Origin of the sequence: Dactylosporangium sp. CA-233914 (assembly GCF_050942935.1) — a bacterium.
In the GTDB taxonomy this organism is placed as follows: Bacteria; Actinomycetota; Actinomycetes; order Mycobacteriales; family Micromonosporaceae; genus Dactylosporangium.
On the sequence record NZ_CP192030.1, the window covers coordinates 4,287,916 to 4,306,466 of the forward strand.

At 70.6% G+C, this 18,551-nt stretch carries 5 protein-coding genes (1 of these 5 running past the window's edge); 4 read left to right on the forward strand and 1 reads right to left on the reverse strand.

The genetic code is table 11. From position 1 onward, the window contains the following. The 3 genes from ACQPY0_RS19355 to ACQPY0_RS19365 all read left to right on the forward strand — a co-directional run. Positions 1-2,743 carry the end of a hypothetical protein gene (locus tag ACQPY0_RS19355; RefSeq protein ID WP_432990717.1) on the forward strand. Its footprint begins 26,618 nt before the window's first position, so the window shows 2,743 of its 29,361 coding nt (coding positions 26,619-29,361); its start codon lies beyond the left edge, outside the window; its stop codon occupies positions 2,741-2,743. Positions 2,744-2,809: 66 nt separating this feature from the next. Further along, the gene (locus ACQPY0_RS19360; RefSeq protein ID WP_432990719.1) at positions 2,810-14,554 is read left to right on the forward strand and encodes a hypothetical protein; all 11,745 of its coding nucleotides are present in this window, start codon (positions 2,810-2,812) and stop codon (positions 14,552-14,554) included. Between the two features lie 15 nt (positions 14,555-14,569). Continuing rightward, the gene (locus tag ACQPY0_RS19365) at positions 14,570-16,690 is read left to right on the forward strand and encodes a hypothetical protein (protein ID WP_432990721.1); all 2,121 of its coding nucleotides are present in this window, start codon (positions 14,570-14,572) and stop codon (positions 16,688-16,690) included. 276 nt (positions 16,691-16,966) lie between these two features. On the opposite strand, the gene ACQPY0_RS19370 is transcribed toward ACQPY0_RS19365, so the two are convergent. Next, the gene (locus ACQPY0_RS19370) at positions 16,967-17,134 is read right to left on the reverse strand and encodes a hypothetical protein (RefSeq protein WP_432990723.1); all 168 of its coding nucleotides are present in this window, start codon (positions 17,132-17,134) and stop codon (positions 16,967-16,969) included. Positions 17,135-17,311: 177 nt separating this feature from the next. Here ACQPY0_RS19370 and ACQPY0_RS19375 point away from each other — a divergent pair, with 177 nt between their 5' ends. Further along, on the forward strand, positions 17,312-18,526 hold the full coding sequence (locus ACQPY0_RS19375; protein ID WP_432990725.1) for a sensor histidine kinase: 1,215 nt from the start codon (positions 17,312-17,314) through the stop codon (positions 18,524-18,526). Positions 18,527-18,551 lie beyond the last annotated feature (25 nt).

The window sequence follows — 18,551 nt, forward strand, 5'->3', positions numbered from 1 at the left end:
CGACGGGTGGCTGTGGCGGCGGGCACGGCGGGGGTATCAGCGGGTAGTGGCCCCCCGGACAGTGGTGGGCGGCGGCACGTCGGTCGCCCCGGGCGCGGTGGCGGCGCAACTGCTCCGCCAGGCCGCATCGGTCGACCCGGGCACCCGCGGCCCGGAGGGTGTGCTGCGGGCGATCTGGGCGGGCGCGGCGGAGCTGTTCAAGGGCCTGGACACCGCGCGGGACACGCTCGACCTGGCGGTACTGGCCGACGTGCTGCGCCAGGTGCCGGCCCCGGATCGGGGGTCGGTGGCCGCGGCGGTAGTGGAGAGCGTGCATCTCCGGCTGGATTCGTCGCTGCGGCGCGGCATCAGCTTCGTGGACCTGAGCCGGGCCGGCCTGGACGAGGCGACGCAGCGACAAGCCCGGGAATGGTTCCCGAGGGCCAGGGTACGGATGGCCGACGGCACGCTGGACGAGGCACTCCGTTGGGTGCAGGCCGGCGACCGGTTCGGCGGCGTGAACACCGCTCCGGTCCGGGTCCCGGTGCGGCGGGTGGCGGATCGGCTGGCCGAGCTGGCCGGCGGCCCGGACTCGGGCCGGCTCACCGACCTGGCGCACGACCTGGGCCTGCCCGCCGATCCGGACGCCGAGCAGCGGCTGTTCGATCTGGCGTACCTGACGGCCGCGGTGTACGGACCGCAGATCACGCGCGACGACCTGGCGCGCGCGGATTGGTCGCTGTCCGTGCTGGGCGGCGATCGCAGGCTCGTGACCTGGGACGATCTGGAGTCGGCGGCCGGCCACCGGTTGCACGGAGACCGCGCGCCCGTCGACTTGGCCGTGGCCGACGCACGGTGGCTGCTGGACGTCCTCGCCGAGGCCGGCGGTGACCGGGAACGGGCGGCTGCGGTCCTGAGGGACGTGGCGGACCTCGTCGAGGCGGTGTACGGTGCCCGCCTTCGGGCAGAGGGCCTGGCCAAGCTCGGGCGGGTGGTGGAGGTGTTCACGGGCCGGCGCCTCGTCGGGAGAGCCGAGCTGTGGCCGGCAGCGGGTTGGCTGTTCGGCAACGATCCAGGCCACAACACCGCGAACACCCTGACCCAGCTCGCCGACATGGTCGCGGATCTCGACCATGTCGAGCCGGTCACGACCGGCCGCCTGGTCCAGGTCTCCGAGCTCGCGACGGACCTGTTCCGCCGCTTGATCAACGTGGAGGAGCTGATCGGGACGGCGCGGCTGGTGTCGCTGCTGCCGTCCCGGCCGCAGCCGGCCCGGGCGGCCGACCTGGAGGAGCCGTTTCGCCGGCTCATCCAGGGCGATGTGCGGTTGGGAGGGGATTTCTGGCCGCTGCATTGGCACTTCCTGATCCGGACGATCGCCCGGTTCCCGCGTGCCGAATCGGCGGAGCTCCTGGCGTACCTGGTCCGGGACGCCAGGCTGGTGTTCGGCCCGAGCACCCGCGTCGCCGACCTGGTCAGGCTGGGGCGGCTGGTGGATGTGGTGCACGACGGCAAGCGCTGGACGGCGGGGCTGGAGCGGCTGAGGCGGGACGTCGCCCTGCTGGTCCCGGAGCAGAAGCCGATCACGCTGGGCGACGCCGACTTTCGCCGCCTGGTGGGGGTGGTCGAGAACGCCGATCAGGCCAGGGCAGACGCCCGGTCGGCGGTCCGCGACCTGGTACGGCTGACCGGGGCGGTGTTCGCCGACCAGACGATGGCCGGGGACCTGGACGGCACGGCCGTGACGATGGCAGCGCTGGCGCTCGGACCGCGGCCGGTCGCCCGGGCCGAGTTCGAGACAGCGATCCGGGACCAGATCTTCGGCGGCGATCCACTGTGGCGAGGGACAGCGGACGAGATCAGAGCGGTGCTGGCGGCGGTCGCCGAGGCGCAGCGGAACCGTTTGCCGGCGGACCGGATTCGGCGCCAGGTGCTGGGCTTCGACCCGCCGTCCGGCCCGGCCGTCGGCGCGCTGGCGGAGCGGTGGCGACAGTCCGTGCGGGACTGGCAGGACGGGCTGCGTCCGGCCGGCGCCGAATCGGGCTGGCTGGAGCAGCGGATCGGACTTCGCCAAGGAACCGCCGGTTCCCGGCGACCGCGCTGGTGGCCCGCTGGCCGCACGCAGACCCCCGGCCCCGACCTGTCGGCCGTCGGGATGCTGGCCCGCGCCGTCTCCGGCGCCGGCACCGGCCCGCCAGAGCTGGCCTCGATGCGGCGCCTGATGGTCACGCTGACGGCCGAGCAGGGTAGCCACCTGGAGGACAGGGTCCGAACGCTGCGCGGGAACGACACCGCACCGGTGACTCGGCAGGACCTGCGGACGCTGGTGGCCGCGGGGGACGAGGCCCAGAGCGCGCGCGGGGATCGCCCGGTGCGGCTGAAGGACCTGCGGTCGGCCTGGGCGGCAGTGACCGTCGGTACCGCAGATCCCAGCACGCGCATGGACCAGCTGGTCAGCTCCATCGGCTCCGGCGACCTGGTCGAGCTGCGCCGACTCCTGGACTCGGCGCCTGACGAGGCCACCGCGACGGAACGGTCGATCCGGGCGGTGCTGGAGCTGACAGCGGCGATCCTGGAGAACCGGCCGGGCCGGCACGTCCTCCCGCCGGAACGTAACGTCGACCTCGACGCTCACCGGGTCGAGCTGGGACGGCAACTCGCGCGCCTGAGCGAGGCCCGGCCCCAGCACGCCGAGCAGCTGACCGACCTGACGGCATCGGTCTTTACCTGCCCGCCGCCGGTGGAGACGTCCGAGCGGACGTAGAGGACTACCGCCGACGCACGGCGCGATGTCACGCGATGTGCGCTCAGTTGGTGAGATGGGGATGTCATGCCTGTTGGTGATGGTTGCCGGGAGATTCTGGTCGTTGCGGGCCGGTTGGTGTTGACCGGTGGGTTGGTGCAGGTCGGGGACCCGGTGGCGTTGGCGGCGTCGGTGGCTGCGGATCAGCCGGTCGATGCGGCGTTGGTGTTCCTGGTGGAGGAGGTGCCGCGTTCGGCGGTGGGGTTGGGGTTTGTTCGTGGCCAGCCGTTCGGTGATCAGTTGGTGTTGGTGCCGTGGGGCATTGAGCGTTGGGAGGTTGGGGACGCGGGGGCGGTGGAGCAGCTTGCCGATCTGTATGGGGTGCAGGTGCAGGTGCCGGTGGGGTTGGCGCGGTCGGGGCGGTTGGTTGGTGTGGATGGGTCGGGTCGGGAGGTGGTGTGGGAGGGGGCGGTGGCGGTGCGGGGTTTGCCGTGGTCGCATGTGGCGGCGCGGGAGGCGGTGCGGGAGGCGGCGCGGTTCGCTTCGGATGGGGCTGGGCCGTCGTGGGGGCGGCTTGAGTTGTTTGTTGGGGTGGTGGGGGAGGTGCAGCAGCGGTTGCGGGTGGCGGTGCCGTCGGCGGCGTTGGCCTTTGCGGTGTATTTGGCTCGGTTTGCGGTTGTGTCGGAGGTTTATGCGGGGGAGTTGGCTCGGAAGGTGATGCCGGTGTCGGCTGCCGATCTGTTGGGGGTGGTCGGTGGTGGTCTGGTGCCGGTGGGGGCTGTCGATGCGTTGGTGGACGGCTTGTTGCATGCGTCTGGGTCGGCGGCGTTGGTGTCGTTCGGGTCGGGTGGGTTGGCGTGGTTGATGGCGGGTGCTGGTGGTGTGTTGTGGTGGGTCGGGGGGCTGTCGGGTCCGGGGCCGGTGGCCACGCGGGTGGTGGATGACTGGCGGTTGGCGGCGTTGGGTGATCCGTCGACGGCGGTGTTGGTGGTTGGTCCGGATGGCCGGGCGACCACGGTCGCGGAGTTGCGGGGTGACAGCGGTCTGGCGTTGTCCGACCTGCTGCCCTTCCGGCCGGGCCAGGACGTGGCGCAGGAACTGACCGTGTTCACGATGACGGACACCGAGCTGGATTATCCGTCTGACGGGCCGGCCGGTGTCGGTGGTTCGAGCGTTCCGTTTCTGGCGGATCTGCCGGCACCGATGGCGGGTACGAAGCTGAAACTGAGGTTGCCCGCGGGGAAGTTCCTGGATGCTCGCGACGGAGTGTCGGTCGTCGCCGACGGGGACCATCTGGTCGAGCTGGATCGTGTCGGCTGGGAAGGGCTGGCCTGGGTGGTGTCTGCCATGGGTGGGGCGCAGGCCGGCACCACCTACGCGGAGATCGTCGTGCAGTCTGAGGATGACCAACTGGAGATCCCCTTTTCCGGGCTCGGCCTGGATCCGGGTGGTGTGCAGGCGCTGGTCCTGGCGGCGACCCTGGTGCCAACCGATGATCTTCTGCGCGCCTTTGACGCCTTGGGTTGGGTGCGTGATGGGAACACGTTGGTGGCGCGTCGCGAAGCCGCGCCGGTCGTAGCGGCCGGCCTCGGGCCGTTGTTCGGGCATATTCGGGATCCGCATGTTCGTGGGCAGCTCATCCAGGCCGCACGCGCCGCTGGATATGGATCGACGGCCGTCGAACAGCATCGTGGTGCTGCGGACTTGATCGGCCGGCCGGAACCGGTCGATGATCCGGTGCCGGTCGGGCCGTGGCCGCCCGCCGTACTGTTGCCGAGCGAGTTTCCGTTGCAGTACAAGATCACCGCCGTCGATGCGCCGCGCGGCGCTGAGACCGCTGCGGGGCCGGCTGCGTCGGACCGGGTGGCGGCGGCGGCGATGGAGTTGGTCCGTCAGTACGCGCCGGGTCTGACGGTAGCCGGCTGGGAGGTGGTTGCTCCGGAGGTGGTTGCTCCGGAGGTGGATGCTCCGGCGGTGGTCGGCCGGTTGAGCGCTGTGCTCGCTGACCGGGAGCTGACGAGGTGGGCGTCGAATGGCCTGCTGGACAGTGGTGTGGCGGTGCGTCCGAAGGATGGAGGGCAGGACAGACGGGTTCGGCTGGTGGTGCGGGCGGAACCGGCCGATGTGTATCAGCGCGTGCGTGGGGCTGGGGCCGGGCAGCACTACGTGGCGCCGTTGCTGGTGACGGTGGTGTTGCACGCTGGGTCGTCATCGGAGGTCGGTCTCACCGGTTCGGCGCTGATGGAACTGCGTGCGATGGTGCCGGACGAGGTGTTGAAGGGGACGGGGTTCCGTGTCGTGCGGCGGGGCGCCACGTTGGTTGGCGAGCCGCAGGATGACGCGAAAGCGACAGCACGGGGGCTGGGTCTTGCCGTCGTGAACCTCCCGTCGCCAGTGGTGAAGCCTGAGCAGGCCGAGGCGGACGCGATCGACCCGGTGTCGGTGCGGGCGCTGCACGACGCGGTTGTCGCGGAGCTGAAGTCGGGTCGATGGCCGGCAGCCGGACCGGTACTTGAGGATCCGGACAAGCTTGACCGACTCCATCGAGTGCTGTCCGGACCGGGGCTGAAAGGCCTGTTCAAGCACGGGCTACACCGCCTGGGCGTGGACGCGCCACCGCTACGGGTGCGGTTGGCGTTGTTCGATGCGGTGCCGCTGGGCGAGCTGATGAGGAATGGGTTGGCGTTCCAGCGGGTGCGTGCCGGGCTGCTGGTGCAATTGAGTCTTGCCGGGAGCTCGGACATGCTGGCGTTCCGGCTTGACGGCGCGGTTGAGCTGGTGCTGGACATCCCTGCGGCGACACAGCTCGTGGGTACGCCGCCGCTGGACGACCAGCCGCCCGTGTACGAGCGGGCGCCGCTGTTGGACAGCGGGCCGGTTGGGCTCGACGATGGCGAGCCGATGAACCCGGCGGTCCGGGAGGTGTGGGACGCGGCCGCCGTGGAGCTTGGCGTCGAGCCGGGCGTGCTGCGGGTGATTGGCGGCGAGTTGGCTGGGATGGTGCGTGAGCGCGGCGCCACCGCTACGGCCGGTGAGCTGTTGGCTGGGTTGCGTGAGCGGTTGGCGCCGTTCGGGGCGTCCACCGACGGTGAGGTGGTGTATCTGGCGGAGTTGGGTGCCCGGCTGGGGTTGGACCCGGAGGACCTGCCGTCGTTCGGCTGGCTGGCCCGGCGGGGGGTGCCGCTGGAGTTATTGCACTTCTTGCCGGACGAGTTGGCGGCGAGGGCCGTTGCGTGGGCTGCGGATCAGGTCCGCCGTGGCGACGACGTCGCCGGGGTCGGGGCGGAGCTGGGCCTGTTGCCCGGTTCGGGCGAGCCGGGCCTGCGCACGCTGGCGCTGCTCACGCTGGCGGCGAAGCTCGGCCTCGGGCCCGCCACCGGACCGGCTGTCCAACCCGGCGGCCGTCTCCATCTGGAGGGTCAGCTGGATCTGGCCGGCCTCCTGATGATCGGGGACTTGGTACGTACCGCAGTGCGACAGGCCGCAGTGCGACAGGTCGACGCGGCACCGGACACCGTGGAGGATTCGGATGAGGCCCGGGACCTGGGGGAACGTGTCGCGAGGCAGGTCGAGCGGATCGCCGGAGAGTTCGGGTTCAAGACGGTGCGGCATCTGACGCGGTACGCGGAGTTGAGCGGGCGGCTCGGGTTTCCGGTCGGCGAGCTGAACTTCTTGTTGCCGTCGCGGCATCTGGAACTGCAGGTGTACCGGCTGGTCGGTAGCGTGCCGCGGGACGGGATCGAGCGGTTCCTGAGGGAGGTGGCTCCAGCGCGGCCGTTGCACCGGTCGGTGGGTCTGCCGCCCGGGTCAGTGCGGCCGGTGCCCGGTCCGTTGAGCGAGCAAGAAGCGGCCACCTGGGCAAACCGGTTGCGTGTGTCGGAGGACCAAGTGCGGGCGCTGGCCGGGCGTGCCTGGGCGGACCTGACGCGGATCGCCAGGTTGGCCGGCGAGCTGCGGCTGTCCGATGAGGAGGTGCCGCGTCTGGTCGAGTTGATCCTGCGGACCGGTCGGGTGCCGTATGACCTGGCCCGGTTGGCGTCCCGTGCGCGAGTCGAGCCGGGGCTGGCGGTGGAGTGGTCCTGGCGGATGGACACGGACCTGCGGGACCTGATGCCGATGCGGTCGGTGCTGAACCGGCTGGCAGTGCACGCCCCGGCACGGGCCGACAACCGGCTCACCGTCGAGCGTCTGGTGGACCTCCTGTGGCCTGGACCGCGTGGAGGGCCGGACGGGTCTCCATGGTGGATGTTCTGGATCGGGGCGCACATGCGGCCGGGATCCGGGCCGGACGGACTGACCCCGAACGAGCTCTACGACATATTCAAGTTGGGCAGCACGACCATCGAGGAGCTGGCGGAACGGGGCTGGAACGATGTGATCGGCGCGGCCGTTCGGAGCGACAACGGTCCGTCCGGTCGCCTCTGGGCGGGTGTGCGGCTTCCCGCGGAGCGCAACGCGGACCTGTGGCTCGCCGGATGGCTCGCCGAGCAGCTGGGGGTCTCACAAAACAATGTCGGGCGCAGCCTGCGCCACCAGCCGTGGACGGATCTGGTGGCCTTCCTCGACGTCCGAAGCGACCTGGCGCTGCCGATCCCGACGGGACAGCAGGATGCTCGCCAATCGGCCGGACTGCCGGCGTTGGAGCACCGGGATCTGCTGCCCCACGGGCCCCCTGCCAAGTGGAGGTTGCTGCACGACCTGGCCGAGCACTGGGACGTCCGGGTGTTCCAGCTACGGCCGGTCCTGGACTTGTTGCCGGATGACCCGGACCAGAACGTGGAGATCGGGGCACTCGCCGACAGCATGCTGCGACTGATCTGGGGGCAGGGTGAAGACGGGGCCGTCGGTGCGGCGATGGGCACCGACGCCGCCCTGCTGCTGGAGTTCCTGACCGATTGGGGGCTGCCCGCATCCGAGTGGCGTGCCGCTCGGGCGGAGGCGGGCCGATTCGGTCAGTGGCTGACCGGTGCGGTGGGGTTGGAATCCACGTCATCGGCGCAGGTCCACCAGTTCGTGAACGAGCTGCCGGAGGAAGTTACGACGGAGTATCACGCCGCGTTGGTGCAGATGTCGGACTGGCTGGGCCTGGACCGCAGCGCGCGCTTTGACTTGTCCTCGCGGCTGCGGATCGGCGCTGGGTGGGTGGTCGCGTTCAGCGTCCGGATCGGGCGGGTGCCAGACGATGTCGTGGATCAGGCCGGCCGGTTGGGGGTGCGGGAGCCGGTCCAGCTGTTCGCGCTGGCCTCCATGCTGGGTGTCGATCCGAGGGTGCTCGGTGTCCAGGATGACCTCGGGTGGCTCAACGATGACCCCGGACCGGGCCGGTCCGGAAGGTTCGCCGCGGCCGAGGTGGTGGCCGAGTCGATCCGGGCCCGTCCGGACTGGCCGGAGCGGCGGTTGGCCGGCACGCTGACGGATCACCTGTTCCAGATCGTGCGGCACAGCCGGGCCGTACCGCCGAAGCTGACGCATCAGCTGAACGGCGACGGTAGCTGGCTCGGCCTGCCGGGGCTGCTGGAGGTCGCGGCCAGGCTGAAGATCCCACCGCAGTCGGTAGCCGTCTATGCCAACCTCAACCGCGCACCGAAGACCGCCGGTGCGCGCCGGGCCGGACCGGACGAGGTGATCGCCGCATACCAGGAGTGGCTGCGGTCCGTCGAGCAGCAGTACGGGCTCAACGGGGAGGACATGTGGCGGGTTTGGAACCACAGCGGGTCGGGCCCGATCACCAGGGGCGACGTCGCCGTGGTCCACGCCGCGGCGCTGCGACATGCCGAGCCGGAGCGCCGGTCCGGGGTGTTCGGCCGGATCGTCGCGCACGCCGGCGAGGATCCGGCCAGCGCCATCCGCGCGATGGTGGCGGTGGAGGGATGGGGTCGGTGGCTGGTCCCGCTGCTGCCGGACGCCCCGGGCCTGGATGGCGTGTCGTTCTCGATCACGTCGGACGACGTGGCCGCCACGGCCATGCGCGTGCAGGTGGAGCAGCGACTCGGTAGCCTGCCCGGTGCGGTTGTCGCCGAGAACGAGGGCCGGACCGAGGTGCGGTACGAGTTCGGGCCTGAGCGGGGCACCTGGACCGGGCTGACGGCGGTGCTCGATGCGCTGCGGGAACAGGATTTCGGCGGCCATCGGATGCGGGTCCAGGTGACGACCCGGTACGGCACGGACGCTGCCGCGTACCTGCGTCTGGCTCACCTCTACTACACGAACGTCGATGTGTTGACCAGCATCGGCGTCGCACCATCCGATGACTACCGCGGGATTGATCGGGACGTGCAGGACCCGCCCCGTTGGGGCTTCTCCACGTTCGCCGGGTTTCTCCGGGGCCATCGGCGGGGCGCGCTGCAAATGTCGGTGGCGTGGCACTCCGACGACTTCGTGAGGTTCATCATGCAGCCCAGACCACATCGGCGCTGGGCCGGGGCCTTGCAGGCGCAGCTGCGGATCATCGCGGCGTTGGTGGAACTCGCCCGCCGGCCGTTCCGGCAGCCGGACGTGTGGGACTGGAGATTCCAGTCGCCCGGCCGCCTGGGCTCCGGCACCCCCGACACGATCGGGCGGTTGGTGGGGTTGCTCGCTGATCGGTCGGTCCAGGCGCAGGCCGCCGCGCTGGTGTCCCGTACCATTCCGGGGTCGCGAGGCCCGTACTCGCCGGTGGCGTACGGGTTGGGTCCCGTCAGGGACGATCCCACCATCTTGGGGGAGCCGCCCCAGGCGCCGGGGATACCGAGCGTCGCCGAACTGGACAGGGTGCTGGCGGGTGACGAGTCGACGGCGGGACTGGATGCTGGCGCGGTGACCGCCTGGTTGACCGATCCGTCGCTGGGGATGAGCTATCGGGAGGCGGTGCTGCGGGCGGCCGGGCTCGCCGAGGTGTTCGCCGCTGGTCGGGTGCCTGGGGATCAGCCTGTTTCGGATGTGTTCCGTCAGCTGGTCGCGGGGCGGTTGGCGTTGCCGGATGAGGTGATACGAGCGGCTTACCGTGCGGTCTCGCAGGTGTCGGACAGCGAGCAAGATCTGGCGGATCAGCGGGAGCGGTGGGCCGAGCTGGTGCTCAGTTCGGCAACGGTTGATGCGTACATGGGACGTTCCGAGGAGTGGCGCCACGATGCGCTGCGGGCGGTTGATGCCGGCGCCGCGGACGGGTACCAGGACTGGCCGGAGCCGTCCGGGATTGTGGATTGGTTGCTGCGGCGGATCGAGTCCGGCGAGCAACCGGTGCCGTATTTCGTGGCGGACGCGTTGGGTGGTCTGGCCGGGCCCGGGTCGGGGCGGTCGTTCGACCTCGAAATTGGGGTGGAGTGGGGCGAGGACCTGCCGAGCGAGCCATGGACGTGGGTGGACCCCAAGGAACGTCGGGCTCGGGTGGAAGACGCACTGGCCGCGGCGCGGGAAGCGCTCGACCGGGCTGGCCTCACGGCCGAGTTGAAAATCGTCGACCGGGAGGAATGGAACGAGAGGTTCACGGTCGAGGCGAAGAGACTCGTGGACAGCCCGGCGGTATGGCGAGCGCTCGGGTCTGTGATCGAGACCGTGCGGCGGCATGCCGGCCGGACCAGCGGGCCGATGACGATCGAGATCAACAGTCCTGGGTCGGCGGACGCGTCGGCGGTGGTGCGGGGGGAACGGGCGGCGCAGGCCCTGAAGAGCCTCGTCGCCAGGCATCAGGAGATCCTGGAGGGGCTGGGCGCCGATCCGAGCGATGTCACAGCCTATGTGTCCCGCGGCCAGTTGATGGTCGAGTTGCGAGTCAAGATGGCGTTCTCGGCGGAGATATCGGTCGGTCCGGCGGGGGTGCAGGTCCCGGTGCGGGTCGCGTTGGGGCTGGTGGCTGCCGCGGAGCGCGTCGGCCGGAGCCTCGCTCGGGCCACGCCAGCGCCGGAACAGGTGGCTGGAACCTTCCTGGACCTGCCGGGCGGGCGGCTGCTCGCGGCGCTGCTGGCGGAGCTGAAGCTGGATCGGGCCGGCAGTGCGCAGCTCGCGGCGCTGTTCCGCCTCGTCGTGCGGCATCCGCACAACCCCGACCTGAGCCGGCTGCATAACACGGTGGGGTACTGGCTTCCACTGGACCACCGGCAAGTGCTCCTGTCCCTGAAGCTGCGGGACAGGCTCGACGCGGCGCCGGTACACCAGCCGGGCGGGATCCGTTTCCAGCCGCCGCCGGATGGCCAACGGCCGGTCGCCGAGCGTTCGGCGTTCGAGGTCCGACGGATCCCCGTAGACGGGGGGCGGCACCTGACCGAGGCGACGATCAACCTTCGGTTCGAGGCGTCGGCCGCTGGCGGTGGCGACGCCGCACCGACGTGGGACGACATACCCGACGCAGTGGAGAAGATCTACAACCCGGTGCGTCACGAGCTGCCCGACGGTACGTGGGCGTTTGTCCACAACAAACCGTTGCCGAACGGCGACCTGTTGAAGGTACGAGTCAACTGGGGGGCCACAGACGACGTGGTGGTCCATCAGGAGGTCGATACAACCGGGGTGACGGTCGACCAGAATACGTGGCCGCCGGGCCTGTCCGCCGACGTCTACGCCCACGAGATCGGGCACATGCTCGGCCTGCCCCACGAGACCGACCGGAATGCGCTCATGCATCCGCGCACGCCGGGTCCGGCCGGCGAACGCCCAGGCGTCGCGCTGACCGACCTCACCCGGCACCTCCTCGCGCTGAACATCGGAGAAGCGCCGTCCGCCCTGGAAAGTTCCACTGTGGACAGTATGGTCACTCCGCCGCTACGGCACGGGGACTATGTGGCCGGATTCCGGCCCGCTGTCGCCGACGTGGAGGACTTTCGATTGTTCCGGACGGCCGATCCGGCACTGCATGCCTTGATCCGCGAACGGGTGCGTCAGAACTACCGGCGGCTGATCGGCCTGGATGACGTGAGCCGGTGGCAAGCCTGGAAGGGCATCGCCAGGCTCATCGCCCGGGAGACCGGCGTACCGCCGCTGCGGGGGCGGGTGCAACTGGGCTCACCCTCCACGTTCCACGAAGGGAGTTTCTCGCCGGATGTGTGGAACGTGAGCCTCGACATCGGTATGCCGCTCGACAGGACGCTGCGGGCCCTCGTGCACGAGATGCTGCACGTCGAGCACGCGGCCGTGGCCGCCTGGTGGAGCGAGGAGGCACACGCGCAGTTCATCGACGATGGCGTCCGGGAGGACCTCAGGGAGCGGCGCCCGGCCGCCGACCCGAGGTATCCGGCCGTCGAGCGGCTGTGGAACGCCCGTCCGGACGTGGCTCAGTTGAACTGGGTCATTGACGCGATGCACGGCCTGATCGGACTGCACGGGCGGGCGACCGAGCGGCTCGACTCGGCCAGCGGGCTCGGCCGGTTCGGCCCGCGGGTGCTGCGTCGGCTCGGGGAGGGCCGCGATCGGGCGAACATGGCGCTGGCCGACGCGATGGCCATGTACTACTCCACCCCGGACGAGGCACAGGCGTTTCGGCTGGAGATGGCGCTCGCCGCCGAAGGGTCGATGCGTAACTATAACCTTGAGGGAGACGCGCTCGAGTCCGCGCTTGCGCGGTACCGGCCGAAGAGCCTCGGGCCGGCGGGCCTCTTCCTGCCGACGACGCCATCGACGGCACCACCGCGACGGCTGGTCCATCCGGAGCGTCCGCTGGTGGTCGTCGAGGTGAAGGACGCGGCGCACGCCCGTCGGTATCTGATGGAGTTGCGGGACCTGCTCCCGGTCGCCACGCTCGTGGAGTTGATGCCCGCCGCGCCGCTGTCCGCCCCGGCCGTCCTGGGGCTGGCCCGGGTACTGGGCGGTGACTACGAGCTGGCGGTCGGCGGGTGCCTGGTGGATACCGCCGACGCGCCGGCGGACCATGTTGTTGCGTACACGTGGGCGCATCAGGCGACGATGCGACCGTTCGCCGGCTACTACACCGTGCACACGGCGGCGCAGCGGCGCGACATCAATGTCAGCGACATGTTCACGCTGGAGGCGCTCGGCGACGGCAGGTACCTGGTGCTGCCGGGCTGGCTCGTGGTCTTGGTCGGCGACCGGGTGTGGATCGGGCCGGCGGGTACGCCACCGCGGGTCGAGGACGATGACCCGCCGGTGGTCATCGGCGGTCCGGACCGGGACACTCCGTGGACGGTCTGGCAGTACGGCATGTGGGTTGCCCGGGCCTTGGCCGGCCATGCTGGGAGGGTTGCCGATGGGGGGTTCGTCCGTGTGCATCGGCCGGCGGCCCAGGCGTTGCCGCGGCCGTGGCCGTCGGTGGAGTCGTTGCACGCGGTGACGGAGCACGACCGGCGGCTGCTCGACCTGGCGTTCGGGGACCGGTCTGCGCTCGGCGAGGTGCCGGCCCTCGCTGTGCATTACCTCACGGATGCTTTGCTGGACAAGGCCGGAGCCCATCCGGAGGAGGGGGACCTGGCCACGCTTGTGGCCGCGCTGGACCGCTACGCCGAGTCACTGCCCGCGGTGCCCTGGGTGGCGGCGATCGACCCGCAGGCCGCCCGGCGGGAGCTGCTGCGGGAGCTCTTGCGGGACGAGGGCATCTTCTACCGCACGATGGCCGAGTTCGAGCCCGGCCCTCCGCCGGCGGTCACCGAAGCGGCCGGACCCGCCGCGCAGCGAATGATCGCGGCGTTGCCGGCCGAGTCGAAGTTGGATCGGGCCGGTAGTGCGCAGGTCGGGGCGCTGTTGCAGCTCAGCTCGTGGCACCTGTCCGAGGAGTTGCGGTTCAGGCTCGATGCGGCGCCGGTGTATCAGCGGGGCCGGATCCGTTTCCAGCCGCCGGAGCGGCCGAGGCCGGTCGCTGAGCGTTCGGCGTTCGAGGTCCGACGGGTGTCTGTGGGTGGGGGGCGGTACCTGACCGAGGTGACGATCAACGTTCGGTTCAGGGGGTCGGCCGCTGGCGGCGCCGACGTCGGATCGACGTGGGCCGCCGCGGCCGAAGCAGTGGAGAAGATCTTCAACCCGGTGCGTCACGAGTTGCCCGACGACCTGTGGGCGTTTGTCAACGCGGAGCCGTTGCCGAACGGCGACCTGTGGAGGGTGCGGGTCATCCGAGTGACCACGGACGACGTGGTGGTCCATCATGAGGTCGATACGACCGGGGTGGTGGCCGACCAGAACACCTGGCCGCCGGGTCTGCCGGTCGACGTCTACGCCCATGAGGTCGGGCACATGCCCGGCCTGCCCCACGAGCCCGGCCGGGATGCGCTCATGCATCCGCGCACGCCGGGCCCGGCCGGCGAACGCCCGGGCGTCGCGCTGACCGATCTCAGCCGGCAAGTCCTCGCGCTCCACATCGGAGAGGTACCAGCGGCCCCGGACCTTCCCGGTTTGCTGGCGCGGTGGTCGGAGCAGATGAGGGACTGGCCGGACGGGCCGGAGACGTTCGCGGCCGACTACCTGGCGACGCAGCCGGACCGGCAGTCGCGTAAACCTTTGAACGATCGGTTGCTGCAGCTGATGTATGAGCGGAAGGCGTTTCGAGGGCTGGCGGTGGATCTGGCGCGGGGCGTCGTGGAGCGCGAGCAACCAGTCCAGGGCCGGCGTTACGGTCTCGACTACGGCCGGGGGAACGCGACGGTGTTCGCTGCCGTCGACAGGGTGTTGAGGATGTCGGTGATCAGCGCGATGGACCGTGGCTCGAGTGAGGACTGGCAAGGGGTTATTAAGGACGTGACCGGGTGTGTGCTGGATCCGCACGACAAGATGTACTGGGTGGGGCGGATGGACGAGCTGCGCGACCGGGTGCGGGAGTCCGGCATTCCCGGTCATCCCGACCGGGACGGTGTCGCGGCGCCGGAGCACGCGAAACTGCTCGACCTGCTGACCCAGGCCCTGGCCAACTGCTACTAGACCTTTGGAGGAGCCATGCCCAAGCCGCTTCCGCTGCTCATCCGCCCGCTGGCCGAGCTGTGCGCCGATGGCCGAACCGTCTTCCTGCCCGGCGGTGGCCTGGCCCTGGGCGCCACTGGCGTCCTCGCCCCGCACGACCCGTTCGCCGTGCAGGCCAATGCCGCGTCGATGTTGTTCGGAAGCGTGGCCACGCCGGTGTTCGCGGACGCCGCCCTGCTCACCCCGCCGTACTTGCTGTTGCTGGGGCTGCTGGACCGGCAGCCGCTTGACGCACTCGACCTGGTGCAGGTGGTCCTGCCGGCGTCACCCGACCCGCTGAGCCTGCCCGGGATGGGGCAGTTGGCGGACACCCTCGGGGTTCCGGTGGCGGCCTTCCGGGCGCAGCTCACCCCCGACGAGCTCACCCCCGAGGAGCTCGGCCGCGCCCTGCCCCTCGCCCAACACCGAGTTGTGCATCTGGACGAGGCTGGGCAGATGACCGCCGCTGCAACGGGTGTGACGGTACGGGTGATGCCGCAGTCCAGCCGGGCGCCGAAGCCATGGTTGGGTGTGCCGGAGGAGGCGCTGGCGTCGCTGGCCGGGAAGCCGTACCTCCCCGGGCGGATCGTGTTCAGCGACAAGGGCGTCGAGCTGGGTCTGCCGGCCGCGCTGGTGTCGTACCAATACGGCTCTGTGTTGCGCAAGCACGGGCTCGGAGCCAAGGCTCGGAGCTGGTCCGGCGGGTTTGACGACGCCGCGTTCGCGGCGGTCGGCGCCAAGCGAGTCGAGGACCTCGGCGGATACGTCGAGCTGCTCTACAAAATGGACCAGGCGAATTCCGGTAAACATGCCCTGGTCGCCGTGGACGCCCCGGCCGGGCCGTCGGTGTACCTGGCGGTGAGCGGCGACGCGCGCACCGTCTCCGTCTTCGACCTCGCCAACTCGGCGCCCGCGCTCCTGCCCAAAGACGCCAGCCGGGTGCGGTTCGCGCTGCTGCCGGACGTCCTGACGGTCGAGGACAGGCTCGACGCGCTGGGCGCGGCCTGGTTCGGTACGCAGGCCCCCTCGGTTGCCGGGACCGTGCCGTCCTGGGCGGCCGCGACGCAGGCCGAGGTCGACCTCCACAGCTGGCGGGACGCGGCGGGGACGATCCGCACGATCGAGGTCATTGGCTCGGTCGGCAATGTGCCGGCGGCCCACCTTGCGGTGTTGGCGGAGGCGGCCGAGGTCATCGACGAACCCATCGTCATCCTGGACACCGACCGGCCCGGTGAACAGCCGAGCCGTGAGCGGTTGGCGTTGTTGCGACGACGGCTGGAGGTGCACGGTTTCCCGGCCGGCGGCGACGCGGAGTCGGCTGGCCAGGTGCGGACGGCGCCGGTCGTGTACACGCGGACGCATGTCCCGCCGGCGGCCATGAAGTCGGAGCTCACCGAGGTCCTGGACACCTACGGCGCGGCCCTGGTGTACGAGGCGCCCGGGAGATCCGCGGACGGCGTCGGTGCGGGGTTGCTGAATCTCGGCACAGCGTGGACGGCCCGGCGACCGGGTGGAGCGGACGGGGACGCCACGGACGGCGCTGCTCCGCCGGTCGAGGCGACGCTGACCGTCGAACTGATCCGCGCGGCTACCAACATGCGGCGCGCGCCCGCCTTCACATCGCCGGGCGTGCCGGTTGCGGCGTTCCTGTCGTCGCCGTTGAACGACCCGGAAGCTATCGTCGCCGCGCTGCGCCGGGACGGCTCGGCGCTGCCCGACCAGCACGCTCAGCTGGCGGGTGTCGTCGAGCGGGTCCCGTCCTTCGCCGGTCACCACGCCGTTCTGAGCCTCACCAAGCCGCTGCTGCAGGCCGACGCGACGAGCTCGGGGTCGCTCGGCCGGATGGCGCCGCTCCTGGCCGAGCTGGCCGGCGTGCGGTTCAACGACAATGCGAGCCATGCGATCCTCGGCGCCATCGGGGATCTGATCGAGGACCGGACAACCCACGAGGAGGCCAAGGATGCCATCTGGCGGTACCGGAGGGACCTGCCCCAGGGCAACGTCCGGTCCGACTGGATCCGCAAGATCAATGCATTGACCCCGCTGCTCCCCGAGCACCACAAGGGGGTCATGGAATGGGTCGCGGTAGCCATCATGACCTGCCCCGACTCCGAATGATCAAGCGATGAGGCGTCGGTAGTCAGATCCCCGGCGATGCCGATGAACGGGACGGTGTTCGGGCTCGTTGTGGAGTTGTGAACCTCCGATACCGAACGGAGGCACGGTCGCCGGCCTCGTCCCGGCGGCCGCACCCAGACCGGCGATGGCGTGGTTTTCCCCCGTGCGCCACGCCATCGCCTTCCAGCACATCCCTCCCCAGTGGCTCGACCGGTCCGGACCGGTCGAGCCGGCCACTCGACGGCGGTCTGTGCGCCCGCCTCGTGCCGTGGACGGTCAAGGCCGCCGCCCCGCCGCTCGCGTGGGGCGTTCCGAGCGCAGGCGGGCGGCCAGACCGTCGACGATCAGGGCCAGGCCGGCGTCGAACGCCTCCTCGTGGTCGAAGGGCGGGTCGTCCCCGTCGGCGGCCTGCTTGAGGCAGTCGGCGGTTACGCCCAGAATCACATGAAACATGCGATGCCAGCTGATCTCGTTGTGCGTAATCGTTTTCGGCAGACTTGGCGGGCGGAGATAGGAACTTGACGTGGCCACCGGCACGACCTGTTCGTCGGAGCGTTCGAGCCGGTTTGTACTGCTGCTTCGGCATCGGACCGGGTCCCGACATCGACCAGATCACCCGCGATGAGCGGCAACCAGGTCAGCAGGTTCGTCGCGTACACCGCCCTGTGCCGGGCGCTGTTGCTCGGGCGGTTGGCCCTGACGCTCGCCGCGGTCGGCGTCAGTATCGGACTGGTCGCCGATGTTCGGCGGACATCCGCTGCGCTGATCCTGATCGCGGCGGCAACGGGTGGGCAGGTCGCGGTGCTGACCCGGTGGCCGGCGGTCATCCGGTGGCGGTTGTGCGTCCTCGTCGTCGATGCCGCTCTGATGATCGGTGTGCTGGTGCTCAGCCGCGGTGGGGTCGCGTACTTCTGTTACGCCGCCGGCTGGGCCGCGCTCAGTGGTGCGCTGCTGGGCGTCCGTGCCATGCCGCTGTGGCTGGCTGACGCGGTGCTCGGTCTGACCGTTGCGACGGAGCTGCTTCGGACGGGCGGTGCGGACGCCGCCGGGTCGGCCGTGGCCCCGTTGGTGCTCGCGTTTCCGATGGTCGACATCGCCTGCGGCGTGGGTGCCGCCGCCATGACCACGGCAATCGAACGCTACATAGACGTCTCGATCGCTGCTCAGCGCGCCGCGGCGGCATCGGAACGCGCCCGGGTGGCCCGGGAGCTCCACGACTCGGTGGGCAAGACGCTGCGCGGGGTGTCGTTCGCCGCGGTCGCGTTGCCCTCGCTGTTGCGCCACCAGCCGGCCCTGGCCGAGCAACTCGCGGCCACGGTCTCCGAAGGAGCCGCGGCCGCCGTACGGGAGGCCCGGGAGGTCCTCGCCGGGTTGCGCCGGGACGTACCTGACCAGCCATTTCCAGACAACATCGAGCGCATCTGCCGGGCGTGGTCGGACGCTGCCGGGATTCACGTACGGATGGTCAATGTCGCTGTGGAGCCGCCGCTGACGGCACGCTACGAGCTCATACAGATCCTGAACGAGGCGCTGCACAACGTGGCCCGGCATGCGAACGCGACACTGGTCGAGGTGTACCTTCGCCGGACGGACGGGCACCTGGAGCTCACCGTCCGCGACAACGGCTCGGGCTTTCGCATGGCCGGCGCACTGACCGAGCTCTCCACGGCCGGCCGCTTCGGTATCGTCGGGATGGCCGAGCGCGCCCAGACCATCGGCGGCACGCTACGCGTCGACTCGGCCGAAGGCGCCGGCACCACGGTGACTGCCCGGATTCCCATGTCCAGCGCCGCCGGCCTCGCGGCGAACCTGCCGCCGTCGGCGGTGAACCGATGAACGCGACGCGGGCCTGGGCCGTCGT